This window comes from Mesorhizobium sp. M1322, from assembly GCF_040318085.1.
Classification (GTDB): Bacteria; Pseudomonadota; Alphaproteobacteria; order Rhizobiales; family Rhizobiaceae; genus Mesorhizobium.
The window spans coordinates 22,729-41,143 of sequence record NZ_JAMYLP010000047.1 but is presented as its reverse complement, the minus strand read 5'-3'; the positions used below and the strand labels follow the sequence as shown (position 1 = coordinate 41,143).

Sequence of the window (18,415 nt, the reverse complement as noted above, 5' to 3'; positions counted from 1 at the left end):
CTTGGGCATCGCAAATCACCTCCTACAGGAAGTGAATCACGAACGTCGCCTCACTGGAATCCCCTCTCGATTCAACCTGAGCGTCCGACGCTCTAGACCGCATGTGGTTCGATGCGATTCCCTTTGTCCGCGTGAAGCTCTAAACTCCTGCTCATGACCGAATCAAAATCCATGATCCTCGGCTGCGCCGGGAAATCGCTCACACGCGACGAAATCAACTTCTATCGCAATGAATGCCCGTGGGGCTTCATCCTGTTTGCCCGCAATATCGGCGAGGCCGAGCAGATCCGCGATCTGGTCGCCACGATGCGCGACTGTGTCGAGCGCCCGGACGCCCCGGTGTTCATCGATCAGGAAGGCGGCCGGGTGCAGCGCCTGCGGCCGCCGTTGGCGCGGAATTATCCAGCCGGTGGTGCGCTCGGGGCCTTGTGGCGCAACGACCACGACGCCGGCATCCGCGCCGCCTGGCTGATGGCGCGGCTGCATGCCTTCGACCTGCTGCGCTACGGCATCACGGCCGATTGCCTGCCGGTGCTCGACGTGCCGATCGAGGGCGCCAGCGACGTCATCGGCGCGCGCGCCTATGGCAAGGAGCCTCGTGCCGTCATCGAACTGGGGCGCGCCGCGGCCGAGGGCCTGATGTCGGGAGGCGTGCTGCCGGTGATGAAGCATATTCCCGGGCATGGACGGGCCTTTGCCGACACGCATTTCGAACTGCCGACCGTCGATGCCTCGATGAGCGACTTGCAGCGGCATGATTTCGCCCCGTTCAGGGAGCTCAATCATTTGCCGATGGCGATGACGGCGCATGTCGTCTACAGCGCGATCGACCCGAAAAACCCGGCCACGACATCCGGCAAGGTCATCGACGAGATCATTCGCGGCGAAATCGGCTTCGACGGGCTGTTGATGAGCGACGACACCTCGATGAAGGCACTTTCTGGGGATTTCCCGACAAAGGCGGCCGCGATCCTTGCCGCGGGCTGCGATCTGGTCCTTCACTGCAACGGCGTTTTCGAGGAGATGGCCGGCATTGCGTCGCGTACTACGGGGCTTGAAGGCACGTCGCTGCAACGCGCGCAACGGGCACTGACCTATATCAAGAACCGCGATCGGGCTGATGAAGCCGAGATACGCGCCGAATTCGCCACCTATTTCGATGCGGTGGCCTAGACCATGATCCCGAACCGAAGGTCAGCGTAGCAAAAAGTGGGAGCCGGTTTTTCGGAACAGATCATGGTCAAACAAGAAGATAGAAGCAAAGGAAAGCGGCAGGAAGTGGCGGAAACATTGGACAGCAAGGCCGGCAAGGCCGCACCGATGGACCGTCTGTGGGCCGAGAACGACGATTCGCGGCTGACCGGCGATCCCGCGCTGGTCGTCGACGTCGACGGTTTCGAGGGCCCGCTCGATCTTCTGCTGCATCTTGCCCGCAACCAGAAGGTCGATCTGTCGCGCATCTCGATCCTGGCGCTGGCCGAGCAATATCTGGCTTTTGTCGAGAAGGTGAGGGCGCTCAGGCTGGAACTTGCCGCCGACTATCTGGTGATGGCGGCGTGGCTGGCGTTTCTCAAGTCGAAGCTTTTGATCCCCAAGCAACCCGGCGACGACGGCGAAAGCGGCGAGGAGCTGGCGGCGGTGCTGCAATTCCGGTTGAAGCGGCTGGAAGCCATGCGGGACGCGGCTGCACGCCTGGTCAACCGCAACCGGCTCGGACGCGACGTGTTCGCCCGCGGCATGCCGGAAATGGTCATCGTCGAGAAACGCAACGCCTATTCGGCCTCGCTCTACGATCTGTTGACCGCCTATGCGGCGCAACGCCAGAAGCAGGCGATCACCAATGTGACGATCGCCAGGCGCGGTGTGTGGTCACTCAAGGATGCGCGCGATATCCTGAACCGGCTGATCGGCACGCTTGCCGACTGGACGGCGCTGGACAGTTTCCTGGTCGAATATCTGACCGGCCCGGACGAGCGGCGTACCGCGATTGCCAGTTCGTTTGCGGCGACGCTGGAACTGGTGCGCGAAGGCAAAATGGAAATGCGGCAGGACGAGGTGTTCGCGCCGCTCTATCTGCGCGGCCGCGCGCAAGGCATCAGGGCAGTCGAGGTGGCATCATGAGTGAACGCGCCAACGCTTCAGTCATTCCGTTCAAGGTCGACGACGAGACCGAAGAGGGCGTGCTCGCCGGGGTACCGGCAGAAAATCAAACCCAGAACTTGTCCCAGAATCCTGGCGAGCGACTGCATTTGGCGGAAGCCGTGCGCATGGCCGAGGCGATCGTTTTCGCCAGCGCCGAGCCGGTCAGCGAAAAGCAGCTTGCCGCACGCCTGCCCGACGGCATCAGCATTGCCACGGCGATGGCCGAACTGCAGCAGATATATGCGCGGAGGGGCGTCAACCTGGTGCGCGTCGGCGATGCCTGGGCGTTCCGCACCGCCGGCGATCTCGCGTTCCTGATGAGCCGCGACACGGTGCAGCAGAAGAAGCTTTCCCGCGCGGCGCTCGAAGTGCTGGCGATCATCGCCTACCACCAGCCGGTGACGCGCGCCGAGATCGAGGATATCAGAGGCGTCGAGACCTCAAAGGGGACGCTGGACACGCTGATGGAGACCGAATGGGTGAAGATGCGCGGCCGGCGCCGCACGCCCGGCCGTCCCGTCACCTACGGCACCACCGACATCTTCCTCGACCATTTCGCGCTTGAGGAGATCCGCGATCTTCCCGGCATGGAGGAATTGAAGGGCGCCGGGCTGCTTTCGGGCCGCATGCCGTCGAATTTTTCCATTCCGCTGCCGCCGGCGGATCCGGATGCGCTGACCGACGACGAGGATCCGCTGACCGACATCGACCTCGAGGAACTCGGCCTGTTGACGCCGCGCGTCGAGGAAGATTGACCCAAACGACGTGCCGAAAGCCGTTGGTATTTCGCGGCTGCGCCGATTGGTAGCGGGCTATGGCGCCGAAAGTGCGTGACTTCGGCCACTCATTTATTAACTCTGTCGCGGTTGTGTTTGAATCCCGACGCGAAAGCGCATAGATCATCGTCAGAGAAAACTTCGAGAGAGATTGTTATGGGTTCATTTTCGATTTGGCACTGGCTGATCGTTCTGGTGATCGTGTTGCTGGTGTTCGGCCGCGGCAAGATTCCCGAGCTGATGGGTGACATGGCCAAGGGTATCAAGAGCTTCAAGAAGGGCATAGCCGACGACGAGGTTGCCGAGGACAAGCGCACCGTTGAGCACCGTGCCGACGAAACCGTTTCGGCAGTGAAGGAAAAGGCCAGCAAGAGCTGAGCCCAAAACTTTAGTCGGAACGTATCGCCATGTTCGACATCGGCTGGACCGAGATGCTGGTGATCGCGATCGTCATGATCGTGGTCGTCGGGCCTAAGGATTTGCCCAAGATGCTGCGCACTTTCGGCCGCACGACGGCGAAGATGCGCGGCATGGCAGCCGACTTCCAGAAACAGTTCAACGACGCGCTGAAGGAGGCCGAGCTTGACGACGTCAAGAAGTCGGTCGATTCACTCAGAAGCCTCAACCCGGCCGCCGAGATCAGGAAACAGCTCAATCCGTTCGAGCAGGCGGCAGCCGATGTCCGTTCAGGCGTCGACGCGGTGATGAAGCCGAAGCCGGCCGTAGACCCGGTCGCGCCAGCTGCTTCAACGCCGCAGGATACCGAGCGGAAGAATGGCGCGACGGTGTTGCCGGGCGTCAATGCCCCGGAAGCGGCGCCGACGGCGTCGACCTTTCCGGCGATGACCGATGAGTCGGTGGTGACACCGGCTGTTGCGACGGCGACGCCGGCTGCACCGGAAAAGGCCTCGGCGGCGAAGAAGGCTGCGCCAGCGAAAGCGATGCCGGCCTCCAAGACCGCAGCCAAGCCAGCGGCAGCAGCGGCAAAACCTGCTGCGACAAAGCCCGCAGCTAAAAAGGCCGCGCCGACGCCTGCACCGGCAGCGGTGAAGAAGCCGGCTGCAGCCGCAAAAAAGACGGCGGGAGCCGCCAAGTGAGCATTTCGGAAAAGGACGAGATCGATAAATCGGCGGCTCCGCTGATGGAGCATCTGATCGAGTTGCGCCGGCGGCTGATGTGGTCGATCGGCGGGTTCTTCGTTGCCTTCCTGTTCTGCTTCTTCTTCGCCAAGCAACTGTTCAACCTGCTGGTCATCCCGTTCAAATGGGCGACTCAATGGGCAGGGCTCGACCCGCACAAGGTCGAGCTGATCTACACGGCGCCGCAGGAATTCTTCTTCACCCAGGTCAAGCTGGCGATGTTCGGCGGCATGGTGATCGCTTTTCCGTTGATCGCCACGCAGATCTATAAATTCATCGCACCCGGCCTCTACAAGAACGAACGCAACGCTTTCCTGCCGTTCCTGATCGCTTCGCCGATCCTGTTCCTGATGGGCGCGTCGCTGGTCTATTTCTTCTTCACGCCGATGGTGATGTGGTTCTTCCTCGCCATGCAGCAGGCGGGCACCGACGACCAGGTGCAGATTTCGCTGCTGCCGAAAGTGTCGGAATATCTCAGCCTGATCATGACGCTGATCTTCTCCTTCGGCCTGGTGTTCCAGTTGCCGGTGGTGACCAGCCTGATGACGCGGGTGGGCATGCTGTCGTCCGAGGCGCTAGTCGAAAAGCGCAAATGGGCGATCGTCATCGCCTTCGTCGTGGCGGCTATTCTGACGCCGCCCGACCCGATAAGCCAGATCGGCCTGGCCGTTCCCACGATCCTTCTCTACGAGGTCTCGATCTGGTCGGCCCGGCTGATCGAGCGCAGCAAGGAACGGGAACGTCTGGCGCGCGAGAAGCGGGAGGCTGCGGAAGCGGCGGCCGAAAAAGCAGCGGACGCATCGTCGACGTAGGCTCCTTCATAGGAGCCTCTTATCTTTTCAAAGTCTGCGGGACAGCGCCCCCCTCTGTCCTGCCGGACATCTCCCCCTCAAGGGGGGAGATTGGCAGCTTCGTCGATAGCTAACCTCTTCGGCCGCTGGAGATCTCCCCCCTCGTGGGGGGGCGCGAAGGAACTCGACTTGGCGTCTTGCATCGATCAAGGATGCGGTTTACGCCCTCTGACCTAAGCTCAGGAGCGTTCAAGACCATGCTCGATATCAAATGGATTCGCGACAACCCGAAGGCCCTTGTCGAGGCGCTCAAGAAGCGCTCGTGGTCCGGCGACGACGCACAGTCCACGGTCGATGATCTGATCGCCAGGGACGAGGCGCGGCGCGAACATCTGACGGAGCTGCAGACCAGGCAGGAGCGCCGCAACGCTGCCTCGAAGGAGATCGGCAATGCCATGCGTTCGGGCGACGCCGCCCTTGCCGAAAAACTCAAAGCCGAGGTCGGCGAGATCAAGGCCTTCATCCAGAACGGCGAGGCGCGCGAACGCGAACTCGACAAGGCGCTGAACGACGCGCTGGCGGTGCTGCCCAATGTGCCGCTCGACGACGTGCCGGTCGGCAAGGACGAGCACGACAATGTCGTCAAGCGCATCGTCGGCAAGGTGCCGACTCGCTCGAACTGGGTGAAGGAACATTTCGAGATCGGCGAAGCGCTCGGCATGATGGATTTCGAGCGGGCGGCAAAACTGTCCGGTTCGCGCTTCACCGTGCTCAAGAGCGGACTGGCGCGGATGGAGCGTGCGCTCGGCCAGTTCATGCTGGACCTTCACACGACCGAGCACGGCTATGAGGAGATCCAGCTGCCGCTGATGGTCAAAGACGAGGTTCTTTTCGGTACGGGGCAACTGCCAAAATTCGAGGAGGATCTCTTCTTTGCCCCGCGTGGAGATGGCAGGCTTGGCCTCATCCCCACCGCCGAAGTGCCGCTGACCAATCTCGTGCGCGAGGAAATCACCGCGCATGAAAAACTGCCGCTGCGCTATACGGCGCTGACGCCGTGCTTTCGTTCGGAAGCGGGCTCGGCCGGGCGCGACACGCGCGGCATGCTGCGCCAGCACCAGTTCTACAAGGTCGAGCTGGTGTCGATCACCGACCACGAGTCCTCGCTTGCCGAGCATGAGCGGATGACCGAATGCGCCGAGGAAGTGCTGAAGCGGCTCGGTCTGCCGTTCCGCACCGTGACGCTGTGCACCGGCGACATGGGCTTTGGCGCGCGTAAGACCTACGACATTGAGGTCTGGCTGCCGGGCCAGAACGCCTATCGCGAGATTTCGTCATGTTCGGTCTGCGGCGATTTCCAGGCGCGGCGCATGGACGCCCGCTACAAGGACAGGGATGGCAAGGGCAACCGCTTCGTCCACACGCTGAACGGCTCCGGTACCGCCGTCGGCCGCGCTCTTATTGCTGTCATCGAAAACTACCAGAATGAGGATGGCAGCGTAACCATTCCTGAAGCGCTTCGGCCTTACATGGGCGGTCTGGAAAAGATCGAATCGAAATAATGCGCATCCTCCTGACCAATGATGACGGCATCCATGCCGAGGGCCTTGCATCGCTCGAACGTGTAGCCCGCACACTGTCGGACGATGTCTGGGTGGTGGCGCCGGAGCAGGACCAGTCCGGCTACGCGCATTCGCTGTCGATCTCGGAGCCGCTGCGCCTGCGCAAGATCGGCGAAAAGCACTTCGCCGTGCGCGGCACGCCGACCGACTGCGTCATCATGGGCGTCAAGAAGATCCTGCCCGCAGCACCCGACCTAATTCTGTCCGGCGTCAATTCCGGCGCCAACATCGCCGACGACGTCACCTATTCGGGCACCGTCGCTGGCGCCATGGAAGGCGCGCTGCTCGGCGTGCGTTCGATTGCGCTCAGCCAGGCCTATTCCTATGTCGGCGAGGATCGCGTCGTTCCCTATGAGACCACCGAGGCGCTTGCGCCGGCGCTGCTCAAAAAGCTTGTCGCCATGCCGCTGCCGGATGGCGTGCTGCTCAACGTCAATTTTCCGAATTGCGCGCCAGAAGAGGTCGCCGGCACGGTGGTCACCTCGCAAGGCAAGCTTGTCCACAGCCTGTGGGTCGATGAGCGCCGCGACGGCCGCGGACTTCCCTATTATTGGCTGCGCTTCGGCCGCGAGCCGGTCGAGGGCAAGCAAGGCACCGACCTCTATGCCATGCGCAACCGGCTGGTATCGGTGACGCCGCTGCAGCTCGATCTCACCGCTCATGAAATCCGCGATCAACTGACCAAGGCGCTCGCATGAACCTGAACCACGGTCCGATGGTCGACGACCGCGAAGGCTTCGCCGCTTTCCTGCTCCGCCTGCGTGGCAAGGGCGTCGTGCCGAAGGCGCTGATCGCCGCCTTCGAGGCGACGCCGCGGCGCGGCTTCCTTTCCGCGCAGTTCCATCCGATCGCCTGGTCGGACCGCATGCTGCCGATCGAATGCGGCGAGGCGATCGAGGGCGCCGATCTGCAGGCCGCGGTGATCGCAGCGCTTGCCGTCGAGCCGGGCAACCGCGTGCTCGAGATCGGCACCGGGTCGGGCTACACGGCGGCGGTGATGTCGCGGCTTGCCGCGCGGGTCGTCACCGTCGACCGCTACAAGACGCTGGCCGAGCAGGCCAAACAGCGCTTCGAGGCGCTCGGCATCGGTAATGTCATCGTGCGCCAGGCGGACGGCTCCAACGGACTGGCGAATGAAGCGCCGTTCGACCGTATCGTCGCGTGGGCGGCCTTCGACAGCTTGCCGCGCTTCCTGCTCGACCAATTGTCGAGCGGCGGCATCGTCATCGCCCCGATCGGACCCGAGGAGGGCGAGCAGGTGCTGGCCAAATTGACCAAGGTCGGCAGCCGCTTCGAACGCGAGGACATCGGCCTCGTACGCCTGCAGCCGATCCTGCGCAGCGTAGCCGCGGTCATCTAGGGATCTGTCGGTATTCAGGTGATGCCCGCAACCGACCGTCTGGTCGGTTCGCGCCCGTCTCCGCCTCGGCCCTGCCTGAACCTCAACCCGATCAGCTCCAGCCCTTAAATATTTTAAGAAAATTTGCGTCTGATTCTAGAGGTTTAACCGACCAGTAACATTAACGCGCTTTAATCACGGTCAGTCTGTACCGGGTATCTGCGGGTAAAAGCGATGCAATTCAGTATTTTGAAGGCAAACGGACGCAACCTGGCGCGTGGTTTCGCTGTCCTTATGGTTGCGGGCACCGCGGCGGGATGCAGTTCCCAGGTCTCGCGGTTCAACAGCGTCGATGACGTCTTTACCTCCTCAACCAACAACCAGCGCGCCATCATCGACAAGCAGGACGCCGCCCAGCCTTATCCCGGCGATGCCCCGGTTTCGGCCGCGCCGCTCGACGGCAGCCATACCCAGTCGGTCAGCCGCTCAAGCCTCGAACCGGTTACGACGCAGCAACTGCCGCCGGTCAGCCAGTCGCAGCCGGCGCCCGCCAATCCGGCGCGCACCGCTTCGGCGCCAGCCGCCCCCCGGGTCGACCGGACTGCAACCGGGACGGTGACAAAGCCGTTCAAGGACGCACAGCCTGATGCTCCGCGCATGGCGACGGCAGGCGGCGAACCGCGTGCCACCGAGATCATCGTCAAGGACGGCGAGACCATTTCCGGCCTGTCGCGGCGCTACGGCGTGCCCGCCGATGCCCTTATGAAGGTCAATGGGCTGAGCGCGACCAACGGGCTGAAGACCGGCCAGAAGCTCGTCATCCCCGCCTATGCCTATTCGGGCAAGAAACCGGCGCCGAAGCTTGCGGACGCCAAGCCTGCGGACGACACCAAGCGCGATTTGCCGGCCAAGGCGCCGGAGATGGTGGCCGTGCTGCCGCAGCAGCCGAAGCTCAAGGAGGGCAAGTCCGCCGCGCAGGTGGATGCATCGGCCGCAGCAAGCCAGCCGAAGGGCGCCGCACCCAAGGCGGCTGGTGTCGGTGGCACCTACACGGTCCAGCAGAGCGATACGCTGTCGGCCATCGCCAGGAAGACAGGCGTCGGCGTGGTTGCGTTGAAGCAGGTGAACGGTTTGCAGGACGGTCTGCTCAAGATCGGCCAGACCCTGAAGGTGCCGGCCGGCGGAACCGCGACGGTTGCCAGTGCCAAGCCGGCAAAGGTCGATCCGGTAACGACTGCCACCACCCCGCCTGCGGCAAAGACCACGCCGTCGGAGACGCTCGCCGCCTACACGCCGCCGAGGAAGGATGCTAAGGTCATCGAGCAGGCCGAGGACGACGATGCGGTGGCGCCAAACGCCACCGGTATCGGCAAGATGCGCTGGCCGGTACGCGGCCGCGTGATCTCCAGCTTTGGCGGCGGCAAGGACGGTGTCGACATCGCCGTGCCGGAAGGAACCCCGGTCAAGGCGGCCGAGAACGGCGTCGTCATCTATGCCGGCGATGGCCTCAAGGAATTCGGCAATACGGTGCTGGTGCGCCACGAGAACGGGTTGGTCACTGTCTATGGCCACGCCCGTTCGATCGAGGTCCAGCGCGGCCAGAAGGTCAAGCGTGGCCAGGAAATCGCGCAGTCCGGCATGAGCGGCACCACCGACTCGCCGAAACTGCATTTCGAAGTGCGCAAGAATTCGGCGCCGGTCGATCCTTCGACCTATCTTGAATAAAAGAAAGTCGATCCTTCGACCTATCTCGAATAGAACAAGAAAAGCGATCGCGCGCCGCCTGACCTCCAGTCCGACCCGCCGGCTCAGCCCGTTCCGCAAGGGGCGGCTTTTTCAGTCGTTGTCCCTAATCTTGAAGCGACTTGCCGAGCCGGCCTGCCAGATCCTGGGTGAACTGCCAGGCGACGCGGCCCGACCGGCTGCCGCGGGTCGTCGCCCATTCCAGCGCCTCGGCGCGCAGCGTCTCGGGATCGATGGCAAGACCGTGATGGCTGACATAGCCGTCGATCATGTCGAGATACTCGTCCTGCGAGCATTTGTGGAAGCCGAGCCAGAGGCCGAAACGGTCGGACAGCGAAACCTTTTCCTCGACCGCCTCCGACGGGTTGATGGCGGTCGAGCGCTCATTGTCGATCATGTCGCGCGGCAAAAGATGCCGCCGATTCGAAGTGGCGTAGAAGATGACATTGGCTGGGCGGCCCTCGACGCCGCCTTCGAGCGCGGCCTTCAGCGACTTGTAGGACGTGTCGTCGTGGTCGAAGGAGAGGTCGTCGCAAAATAGGATGAAGCGGTAAGGCGCCGCCTTCAGCAAATTCATCAGCTTCGGCAGCGTGTCGATGTCCTCGCGGTGGATCTCGATGAGCTTGAGCGGCAGGTCCAGCTTTGCCGACGCGTTGACCGCCGCATGCACGGCCTTGACCAGCGAGGATTTTCCCATGCCGCGTGCGCCCCACAACAGCACGTTGTTGGCTGCGTATCCGGCGGCGAAGCGCTCGGTGTTGTCGACCAGTATGTCGCGGACGCGATCGACGCCACGGATCAGGCCGATGTCGACGCGGTTGACCTTGAGCACCGGCTCCAGACAGCCGGGATCAGCCTGCCAGACGAAGCAATCGGCCTCGCCGAGATCGGTTTCCGGCACCGGCGGCGGAGCGAGGCGGGCGACCGCCTCGATCAGGCGGTCGAGCTTCTTGTTCAGGGCTTCAATGGTGCTGTCGCTCATTTCTTGTCTTTTGTTTTTGCATTCAGGAAAATGTGACAACGGGACATATTTGATTCCGGCGGTTTCGGAACCGGCTCCAACCTTTTGTTAGAGCATGATCTTTTCCGAAACCGCGCTCCATTTTTCGGGATCATGCTCTAACACGGCTCAACCAGCCGGAAAAGCAGCCGAAATGCCCGACCGCAGTTGCATTGGCAACTTTACCGACTATATTCCGGCCAAATTTCATGGGGCCGCCAAATTTCCCTAGGACGGTTGGCGGCTGTTTTTCAAAATTCAGGAGTACCTCGATGTTCGTGACACCGGCATATGCCCAAGGCGTCGGCGCCTCCCCGGATATGTTCATCAGTATTTTGCCGTTTGTCCTGATTTTCGTGATCATGTATTTTCTGATCATCCGGCCGCAGCGCACACAGTTGAAGAAGCGCGGCGAGATGCTGGCGGCGGTTCGCCGCGGCGACACGGTCATCACTGGCGGCGGTTTCGTCGGCAAGGTGACCAAGGTGATCGACGACAATGAGCTCGAGATCGATCTCGGCGGCGGCACCAAAGTAACGGCGCTGCGCTCTACGATCGCCGATGTGCGCGTCAAGGGCGAGCCGGTGGCGAACCAGAACGCCAAGAAATAATCGAAATTTCTGGCGGAGCGATCCGCGGATACGCCCTGACGGACGACGCCATTTGCTTGTATTTCTCGCGCTCAGGACGACTCTGATCTGGCTGGCCACTCGTCACAGGGCGCCAACGATATCGTGATGCCATTGCGCGCTGGTGCCTTGCCGGCAAGATTGACAATAGTTGAAGAAAGCCCGAAGGCAGCACCAAAGTGACTGACCCGTGCTCGACAATCGCCGATATGCGGACCAAAGGCGAGCCGGTGGCGAGCCAGAACGCCCAGAAATAACCCAATTCCAGGCGGAACGATCCGCCAGAACGCCCTGACGGACGACGCCTTATGCTTTATTTCTCGCGCTTCAAGATGATCCTGATCTGGCTGGCCGTGGCCGCCACAGTGATCCTTGCTGCGCCCAATCTTTTTTCGGCAAGCACGCTCGCCAAGCTTCCCGACTGGGTGCCGAAGCGCCAGATGACGCTCGGCCTCGATCTGCAGGGCGGCTCGCATATCCTGCTCAGGATGGATCCGAACGATCTGACCAAGGATCGGCTGGAGACGACGCGCGACCAAATCAGGACAATGCTGCGCGACGCCAAGATCGGTTACACCGGCCTTGCCGGATCGGGCCGGACCGTGCAGGTCCGCATCACCGATCCCGGTCAGGTCGATGCCGCCAAGACGGCGCTGAAGACATTGACCGACCCGGTGGCCGCCGGCCTGTTCAGCGGCGGCTCCGTCCAGGAGATGTCGCTGGATGATTCCGAGCCCGGCCTGCTCAAGTTCACTGTCACCGATGCCGGCATCAAATACCGCACGTCGACGGCGCTGGCGCAGTCGCTCGAAGTCGTCGAGCGCCGTGTCAACGAACTCGGCACCACCGAGCCGATCGTGCAACGCCAGGGTGACGACCGAATTCTGGTCCAGGTGCCGGGCCTGCAGGATCCGCAACGGCTGAAGGACATTCTTGGTCAGACCGCCAAGCTGACCTTCCAGATGGTCGACCAGTCGATGCCGGTGCAGGATGCGCTGAACGGTCGTCCACCGGCGGGATCCTCGGTGTTGTATTCGCAGGACGATCCGCCGGTTCCCTATCTGATCGAGAACCGCGTCATCGTTTCGGGCGAAAATCTCGTCGATGCGCAGGCGACGTACAATTCCCAGACCAACGAGCCGGTGGTTTCGTTCACCTTCGATTCCAAGGGAGCGGCGCGTTTCGGCCAGGCCACATCGCAGAATGTCGGCAAGCTGTTTGCGATCATCCTCGACAATCAGGTGATTTCGGCGCCGCAGATCCGCGAGCCGATCCTTGGCGGCAGCGGCCAGATCTCGGGCAATTTCACCGCCGAGAGCGCCAACGACCTCGCGGTGCTGTTGCGTGCCGGCGCGCTGCCGGCGACGCTGACGGTAATCGAAGAGCGCACAGTAGGCCCGGGGCTCGGCGAGGATTCCATTCACGCCGGCAAGGTCGCCGGCGTGATCGGCTCCATCCTCGTCGTCGTGTTCATGTTCGTGGCCTATGGCTTCCTCGGCTTCATTGCCAACATCGCGCTGGCGGTGCATGTGGCGATGATCATCGCGTTGTTGTCGTTGCTTGGCGCGACACTGACATTGCCCGGCATTGCCGGTATCGTGTTGACCATCGGCATGGCGGTCGATTCGAACGTTCTCATCTACGAGCGCATCCGCGAGGAGCGACGAAACGGTCGCTCGGTCATCCAGGCGATCGACACGGGGTTTTCGAAAGCGCTGGCGACCATCGTCGATTCGAACGTCACCTCGCTGATCGCGACCGTGGTGCTGTTCTGGCTCGGGACCGGACCGGTGAAGGGCTTTGCCGTAACCTTCGCCATCGGCATTCTGACCACCGTCTTCACCGCCTTCACCTTCACCCGGCTGCTGGTGTCGATCTGGCTTCGCCGCGCCCGCCCGAAGGAGTTGCCGCGCGCCCCGGTGACTTTCGTCCCGGCGGGCACGAGAATTCCGTTCATGGGCATCCGTCGCTGGACATTCGCGCTGTCCAGCGTGCTGTCGATCCTGGCGGTCGTGCTGTTCATGACTGTCGACATCAATTACGGCATCGACTTCAAGGGCGGTTCGCTGATCGAGGTCCAGGCCAAGGATGGCACTGCCGATATTGCCGATATCCGCGGCAGGCTTTCGGAACTCAACATCGGCGAAGTGCAGGTCCAGCAGTTCGGCGACCCGAACGACGTCTTGATTCGCGTCGGCACGCAGGAGGGCGGCGAGAACGCCGAACAGACCGTTATCGACAAGGTGCGCGGCGAGTTGCAGGACCATTACGATTTCCGCCGCGTCGAGGTGGTGGGACCGACGGTTTCCGGCGAACTCGCCAAGCAAGGCACCATCGCCATGCTCATCGCACTGCTCGGAATCCTGATCTATGTCTGGTTCCGCTTCGAATGGCAGTTTGCGGTCGGCGCCATCATCGCAACCGTCCACGATGTGGTCATGACGATCGGCTTCTTCGTCATCACCGGTCTCGAATTCAACCAATCGTCGCTTGCGGCGATACTCACCATCATCGGCTATTCGCTCAATGACACGATCGTCGTCTATGACCGCGTTCGAGAAGACTTGCGAAAATACAAGAGGATGCCGCTGCCGCAATTGTTGAACAACGCCATCAACGAGACGTTGTCGCGAACGACGCTGACCTCGGTGACGACGATGCTCGCGCTGCTGGCGCTGGTGCTGTTCGGCGGCGAGGTGATCCGCTCGTTCACGCTGGCGATGCTGTTCGGCGTGGTCTTCGGAACCTATTCGTCGATCTTTATCGCCGCGCCACTGCTCATCCTGTTCAAGCTCCGGCCGGAGGCGGCGACGGCCGATGAGGAGAAGCCGGTGAGCGGTGGCAAAGCCATGGCAACCTGACGGGCAGCCGAGGATGACCAAAGGCATTGTCATCCGCGAAGCGCATTTCCCCGGCCGTGCGCCGATTGAGGCCTACGGCAACGGCGGGTTCCGTTTCGCCGACATGTCGCATCGCGGCTCGCTTCTGTGTCTGCCGTCGGGCATTTACGGCTGGGAGCCGGCTGATCCCCTGGCACTGACGGCGGCGGATTTCGCCAAGCTGCTCAACGAGGCTGACAAGGTCGAGATCCTGCTGGTCGGCGCCGGCAAGGATCTCAGGCCGTTGCCGGCACCGCTGCGTGCCGCGCTGAAGGCGGCGGGCATTGCGGCCGATCCGATGTCGACCGGAGCGGCCGTGCGGACTTACAATGTGCTTCTGGCGGAAAACCGTGCGGTGGCCGCCGCACTGATTGCCGTCGAGTGACGTGACCGAAAACACCAAAATCGTCATGGAAACGGTGCGAGCCGCCGATCATGACCGCTATGTTTGCGCGCTCTACGCGCCCGAGGACAGGCGTGACGCACTTTTTTCGCTCTATGCCTTCAATGCCGAGATATCAGGCATTCGCGATCGTATCCGCGAGGCACTGCCGGGCGAGGTGCGGCTGCAATGGTGGCGCGATGTCATCGCAGCCGAGGACGCCGGGGCAGGCTTCGGCCATCCCGTTGCGGACGCGTTGAAGGCGACGATTTCCACCCACCGCCTGCCGAAACCTGCCTTCGAGAACATGCTCGAAGCCCGCGTTTTCGATCTTTATGACGACCCTATGCCGTCGCGCACCGATCTGGAAGGCTATTGCGGCGAGACCGCAGCGGCGCTCATCCAACTTGCAGCGATGGTACTCGATCCCGTCGCAGCACCGCGTTTCGCCGAACTTGCAGGCAGGGCAGGTTGTGCACAAGCGATGACCGGCCTTTTACTGCTGCTGCCATTGCACCGCAAGCGCGGGCAATGCTTTGTCCCAGTCGACATTCTGGCCGCGGCAGGGTCGTCGCCGGAGGAGTTCGTTACGGGCGATGGTGGGCCTGGAGCGCAACGCGCTGTCGCCGCGATGATTGCACTGGCGCAGGAGCATTTGTCCGCTTTCGAGCAGGGTGCATCGATCTTGCCGGTTTCGCTGCGACCGGCATTTTTGCCGCTGGCCTTGTCGCGCGCCTATCTCGGCAAGATGGAAGGTTCTCGTCATTCACCCCTGAACGGCGTGGCGCGGCTCTCGGCCTGGCGCCGGCATTGGCTGCTGTTCCGGCGTGCGACGCGAGGCTGGCCGGACGCCTGAAGACTGCCAAATGTGAAGGAACCCAGAGAGGAACGGAAAGCCGGGACTGCCGCCGTGCTCGTTGAGCTGGGCGAGTAACTTGTCCATCATGATCGATCGCTCGATCCGCCATCGCGCATCAGCGTCTCATAGTCGCGGCCGCCGTAGAAGATGTTGACGATGCGGACGAGATCGCCATCGACAACGTAGGCGATGGCGGAGTGCTCGAAGGGTACCGTTCGCAATCCTGGCACGATGTCATGGCGCGGGCGGCCACCGCGAGGGGCATTGCCGATGTTTTGGCAGTGGTCTTCGATACGCAGAACGAACTTCAGTGCGATGTCAGCACTTCCGCTAGCTTCGACGATGTGTCTGAAAATTGCTGCCAGATCATCGCTGGCGCTTTCGCGATACTCGACCTCAAGCCGCCGAATCATCGGCGCGGCTCGAATACTGCGCGAAAAATCCCTTAAGACGGTCGCGCACCTCCTCCCCAGAAAGGTTCGGTCTCGTATCCTCAATCGACGCCTTCACGCGCGCCCTGATCGACGCCATGCGCTCGGCATGCTCTTCCTCTTCGCGCTGGAAGGCGCGAAGCGCTGCGCGGATGACCTCGCTTGCCGATCCGAAGGAGCCGTCCTCGACTTTTTCGCGGATCATGCGCGCCATGGCGGGCGTGACGGTGACTGACAGTTTCTCGGCGGGCTCCATGGAATTGCTCCCCTGTGATGGAGGGTAGGATACTATCCTACTCTCCTGTCGACCGATCGACAAGAAAAGACAGGCGGACTATTCCGCGGCTTCCGTCGCCAATGACGCCAGCCCCAGCCATTCGCGGCAGTCGGCCAGCGCGCGCGATGTCACTGCACGCCGCTTCGCGACGGTCTTGTCCTTGCCGCGCAGGCGCTTTCCCTCGGCTTTCGGCGCTTCTACCGGGGGGAATAGGCCGAAATTGATGTTCATCGGCTGGAAGGAGCGCTTTCCCGGTTCGTCGTCCGAAACGATGTGACCGCCGGTGATATGGTTGAGCAGCGCGCCAAAGGCTGTGGTCATCGGCGGCAGCGCCGGCGCTTGGCCCAGCCGCTCGGCGGCGGCAAAGCGCCCGGCAAGCAGGCCGATGGCGGCACTTTCGACATAGCCCTCGCAGCCGGTGATCTGGCCGGCGAAACGCAGGCCGGGCCGCGATTTCAGCTGCAGCGAATGGTCAAGCAGCGTCGGCGAATTGATATAGGTGTTGCGGTGCAGACCGCCGAGGCGGGCGAATTCGGCGTTTTCGAGGCCCGGGATGGTGCGGAACACGCGCACCTGCTCGGCGTGCTTCAGCTTGGTCTGGAAGCCGACCATGTTGTATAGCGTGCCCAGTGCATTGTCCTGGCGAAGTTGCACGACGGCAGAGGCCTTCACCGATGGATTGTGCGCATTGGTCAGCCCCATCGGCTTCATCGGCCCATGACGCAGCGTCTCGACGCCGCGCTCGGCCATGATCTCGATCGGCAGGCAGCCGTCGAAATAGGGCGTGCCTTCCCATTGCTTGAATTCGGTTTTCTGGCCATCGACAAGCGCCTGCACGAAAGCAAGGTACTGTTCCTTATCCATCGGGCAGTTGATGTAATCCTTGCCGGTGCCGCCAGGCCCGACCTTGTCGTAGCGTGACTGGAACCAGCAGATGTCCATGTCGATCGTGTCGAAATGCACGATCGGCGCGATGGCGTCGAAGAAGGCGAGCGCATCGGCGCCGGTCACTTCCGCGATCGATTGGGCGAGCGACGGCGCGGTCAGCGGGCCGGTGGCGATGATCGTCTGGTCCCACTCCGCCGGCGGCAGGCCGGGCACCTCCTCGCGCTGGATGGTGATGAGCGGGTGCGCTTCGAGCTTTTTGGTCACCGCTTCGGAAAATCCGTCGCGGTCGACGGCCAGCGCGCCACCGGCCGGCACCTGGTGCGCATCGCCGGCGCTCATGATCAGCGAACCGGCCAGCCGCATTTCGGCGTGCAGCAGGCCGACGGCGTTGGTTTGCGCATCGTCGGAGCGGAAGGAATTGGAACAGACGAGCTCGGCCAGCCCATCCGTCTTGTGCGCATCGGTGCCGCGGACGGGACGCATTTCGTGCAGCACGACTGGAACGCCGGCTTCGGCCGCCTGCCAAGCGGCTTCGGAGCCGGCGAGACCGCCGCCGATGACGTGAATGGGATTCTTGCTCATGAGCGCCGAAATAGTCGCTTGTTGCTGCGATTGCAATTGCCCGAGTTAGCGGCGCTGTTGGCGCTAAGGGCTGCAATCATCTACTGTCGGAGAATGGATGGGAGTCTCGGGATCTTTGCCAGAGCGACCTTTTTGACAGTCGTGATCGCCATGGGCGGATCGGCGGCCGCCGGCGAACTGGCCGCGACGGCTTCCAAGCGGATCCCCATATGCCACGGCTACAGTTGCAACTATCGGACGATGCTGGCGCTCGGCCCCGGTGACGGCGCGCGTTTCCGCTCTATCCTGCGTGCGGGTGCGGGTTCGCCGCAAGCCGAGCGCTCCGCTATTTCGAAGGCTGTCCGCTATTTCGAGCAGCGCATTTTCCGGGCCACCGGCATTCGCGATCTGCCGCAGTCGGAATTCGGTGCATCGCGCATCAGGGGCCAGATGGACTGTGTCGACGAATCGACCAATACGCATGCGCTGCTGGTCTATCTTGCCGAGCGAAAACTGCTCAGGTTTCACAAGGTCGAGGACAAGGCTTCGCGAGGCCTGTTTGTCGACGGACGCTATCCCCATTGGACAGCGGTGATCAGCGACCGCGGGGACACCGAATGGGTGGTGGATTCCTGGTATGCGCCGATGGGCGGCGCACCGGACATTTTTCCGCTGGGCCAGTGGAAGAAACGGGGCGTGCTGGAAAGCGGTGCGCTGGACTGACGGACAGGGGCGTCCCGCTAAACGGCTCTCAGAGTGCCTCGACCCTGAAAAACAACAACACCCGCCGGGGGAGGAGGTCCGGCGGGTGTCGTTTTGCTGGCCGATCCTCGGGAGGAGGTGAAGATCGACCGTATTCGTCATCGCCGGGGAGGAGGTCGGCTTTGACGAAATTCCTTTCGCCTGATGAAGGGGGCGAAACCCCAGAACGAAACTCGTTTCGTCCTTTTAAACAGC

Annotated in this window: 19 protein-coding genes; 15 read left to right on the top strand and 4 right to left on the bottom strand. The window is 62.4% G+C overall.

What is annotated here, in order from left to right; translation table 11 throughout:
* The first annotated feature begins 153 nt into the window (after positions 1 to 153).
* From nagZ to NKH12_RS18090, 10 genes are all read left to right on the top strand, one after another.
* Positions 154 to 1,173 (top strand): beta-N-acetylhexosaminidase, encoded by a 1,020-nt coding sequence (gene nagZ, locus NKH12_RS18135; protein WP_352954387.1) that lies wholly within the window; start codon positions 154 to 156, stop codon positions 1,171 to 1,173.
* A 147-nt stretch (positions 1,174 to 1,320) separates the two neighbouring features.
* The gene (locus NKH12_RS18130) at positions 1,321 to 2,121 is read left to right on the top strand and encodes a segregation and condensation protein A (protein ID WP_352954390.1); all 801 of its coding nucleotides are present in this window, start codon (positions 1,321 to 1,323) and stop codon (positions 2,119 to 2,121) included.
* Complete coding sequence (scpB, locus tag NKH12_RS18125; protein ID WP_352954386.1) at positions 2,118 to 2,897, top strand: SMC-Scp complex subunit ScpB; 780 nt, start codon at positions 2,118 to 2,120, stop codon at positions 2,895 to 2,897. Before NKH12_RS18130 ends, scpB begins: the two co-directional genes overlap by 4 nt.
* Before the next feature lie 177 nt (positions 2,898 to 3,074).
* On the top strand, positions 3,075 to 3,296 hold the full coding sequence (locus NKH12_RS18120) for a twin-arginine translocase TatA/TatE family subunit (protein WP_095493766.1): 222 nt from the start codon (positions 3,075 to 3,077) through the stop codon (positions 3,294 to 3,296).
* Between the two features lie 29 nt (positions 3,297 to 3,325).
* Positions 3,326 to 4,015, top strand: coding sequence for a Sec-independent protein translocase protein TatB (gene tatB, locus NKH12_RS18115; protein WP_352954385.1), 690 nt, complete (start codon positions 3,326 to 3,328; stop codon positions 4,013 to 4,015).
* A 44-nt stretch (positions 4,016 to 4,059) separates the two neighbouring features.
* Positions 4,060 to 4,869, top strand: coding sequence for a twin-arginine translocase subunit TatC (gene tatC, locus NKH12_RS18110; RefSeq protein WP_095493799.1), 810 nt, complete (start codon positions 4,060 to 4,062; stop codon positions 4,867 to 4,869).
* Between the two features lie 236 nt (positions 4,870 to 5,105).
* Positions 5,106 to 6,410, top strand: a complete 1,305-nt coding sequence (gene serS / locus NKH12_RS18105; protein WP_352954384.1) for a serine--tRNA ligase — start codon at positions 5,106 to 5,108, stop codon at positions 6,408 to 6,410.
* Positions 6,410 to 7,168, top strand: a complete 759-nt coding sequence (surE, locus tag NKH12_RS18100) for a 5'/3'-nucleotidase SurE (RefSeq protein ID WP_352954383.1) — start codon at positions 6,410 to 6,412, stop codon at positions 7,166 to 7,168. The genes serS and surE overlap by 1 nt, the downstream gene beginning before the upstream one ends.
* Positions 7,165 to 7,830: a protein-L-isoaspartate(D-aspartate) O-methyltransferase gene (locus NKH12_RS18095; RefSeq protein ID WP_352954382.1), complete on the top strand. Its 666-nt coding sequence runs from the start codon at positions 7,165 to 7,167 to the stop codon at positions 7,828 to 7,830. Before surE ends, NKH12_RS18095 begins: the two co-directional genes overlap by 4 nt.
* Positions 7,831 to 8,043: 213 nt before the next feature.
* Positions 8,044 to 9,534, top strand: a complete 1,491-nt coding sequence (locus NKH12_RS18090; protein WP_352954381.1) for a peptidoglycan DD-metalloendopeptidase family protein — start codon at positions 8,044 to 8,046, stop codon at positions 9,532 to 9,534.
* A gap of 124 nt (positions 9,535 to 9,658) precedes the next feature.
* Here the strand turns inward: NKH12_RS18090 and NKH12_RS18085 are convergent, their stop codons facing one another.
* Positions 9,659 to 10,534, bottom strand: coding sequence for an ATP-binding protein (locus NKH12_RS18085; RefSeq protein WP_352954380.1), 876 nt, complete (start codon positions 10,532 to 10,534; stop codon positions 9,659 to 9,661).
* Between the two features lie 290 nt (positions 10,535 to 10,824).
* Here NKH12_RS18085 and yajC point away from each other — a divergent pair, with 290 nt between their 5' ends.
* The 4 genes from yajC (at position 10,825) to NKH12_RS18065 (ending at position 15,298) form a co-directional block, all read left to right on the top strand.
* Entirely contained in the window at positions 10,825 to 11,163 is a 339-nt protein-coding gene (gene yajC, locus NKH12_RS18080; RefSeq protein WP_352954379.1) for a preprotein translocase subunit YajC, read from the top strand.
* 326 nt (positions 11,164 to 11,489) lie between these two features.
* Positions 11,490 to 14,042 carry a protein translocase subunit SecDF gene (gene secDF / locus NKH12_RS18075; protein ID WP_352954378.1) on the top strand — a complete coding sequence of 851 codons (2,553 nt, stop codon included), beginning with the start codon at positions 11,490 to 11,492 and terminating at the stop codon, positions 14,040 to 14,042.
* A 13-nt stretch (positions 14,043 to 14,055) separates the two neighbouring features.
* Complete coding sequence (locus tag NKH12_RS18070; RefSeq protein WP_352954377.1) at positions 14,056 to 14,445, top strand: Mth938-like domain-containing protein; 390 nt, start codon at positions 14,056 to 14,058, stop codon at positions 14,443 to 14,445.
* Between the two features lies 1 nt (position 14,446).
* Positions 14,447 to 15,298, top strand: coding sequence for a phytoene/squalene synthase family protein (locus NKH12_RS18065; protein WP_352954376.1), 852 nt, complete (start codon positions 14,447 to 14,449; stop codon positions 15,296 to 15,298).
* A gap of 86 nt (positions 15,299 to 15,384) precedes the next feature.
* On the opposite strand, the gene NKH12_RS18060 is transcribed toward NKH12_RS18065, so the two are convergent.
* The 3 genes from NKH12_RS18060 to trmFO all read right to left on the bottom strand — a co-directional run bounded on the left by NKH12_RS18060 (position 15,385) and on the right by trmFO (position 17,479).
* Positions 15,385 to 15,714, bottom strand: coding sequence for a type II toxin-antitoxin system RelE/ParE family toxin (locus NKH12_RS18060; protein ID WP_352954375.1), 330 nt, complete (start codon positions 15,712 to 15,714; stop codon positions 15,385 to 15,387).
* The gene (locus NKH12_RS18055; RefSeq protein ID WP_352954374.1) at positions 15,698 to 15,988 is read right to left on the bottom strand and encodes a type II toxin-antitoxin system ParD family antitoxin; all 291 of its coding nucleotides are present in this window, start codon (positions 15,986 to 15,988) and stop codon (positions 15,698 to 15,700) included. The genes NKH12_RS18060 and NKH12_RS18055 overlap by 17 nt, the downstream gene beginning before the upstream one ends.
* Before the next feature lie 78 nt (positions 15,989 to 16,066).
* Positions 16,067 to 17,479: a methylenetetrahydrofolate--tRNA-(uracil(54)-C(5))-methyltransferase (FADH(2)-oxidizing) TrmFO gene (gene trmFO, locus NKH12_RS18050; protein WP_352954373.1), complete on the bottom strand. Its 1,413-nt coding sequence runs from the start codon at positions 17,477 to 17,479 to the stop codon at positions 16,067 to 16,069.
* Between trmFO and NKH12_RS18045 the strand changes: the two genes are divergently transcribed.
* The gene (locus NKH12_RS18045; protein WP_352954372.1) at positions 17,384 to 18,181 is read left to right on the top strand and encodes a hypothetical protein; all 798 of its coding nucleotides are present in this window, start codon (positions 17,384 to 17,386) and stop codon (positions 18,179 to 18,181) included. The genes trmFO and NKH12_RS18045 overlap by 96 nt on opposite strands.
* Positions 18,182 to 18,415 lie beyond the last annotated feature (234 nt).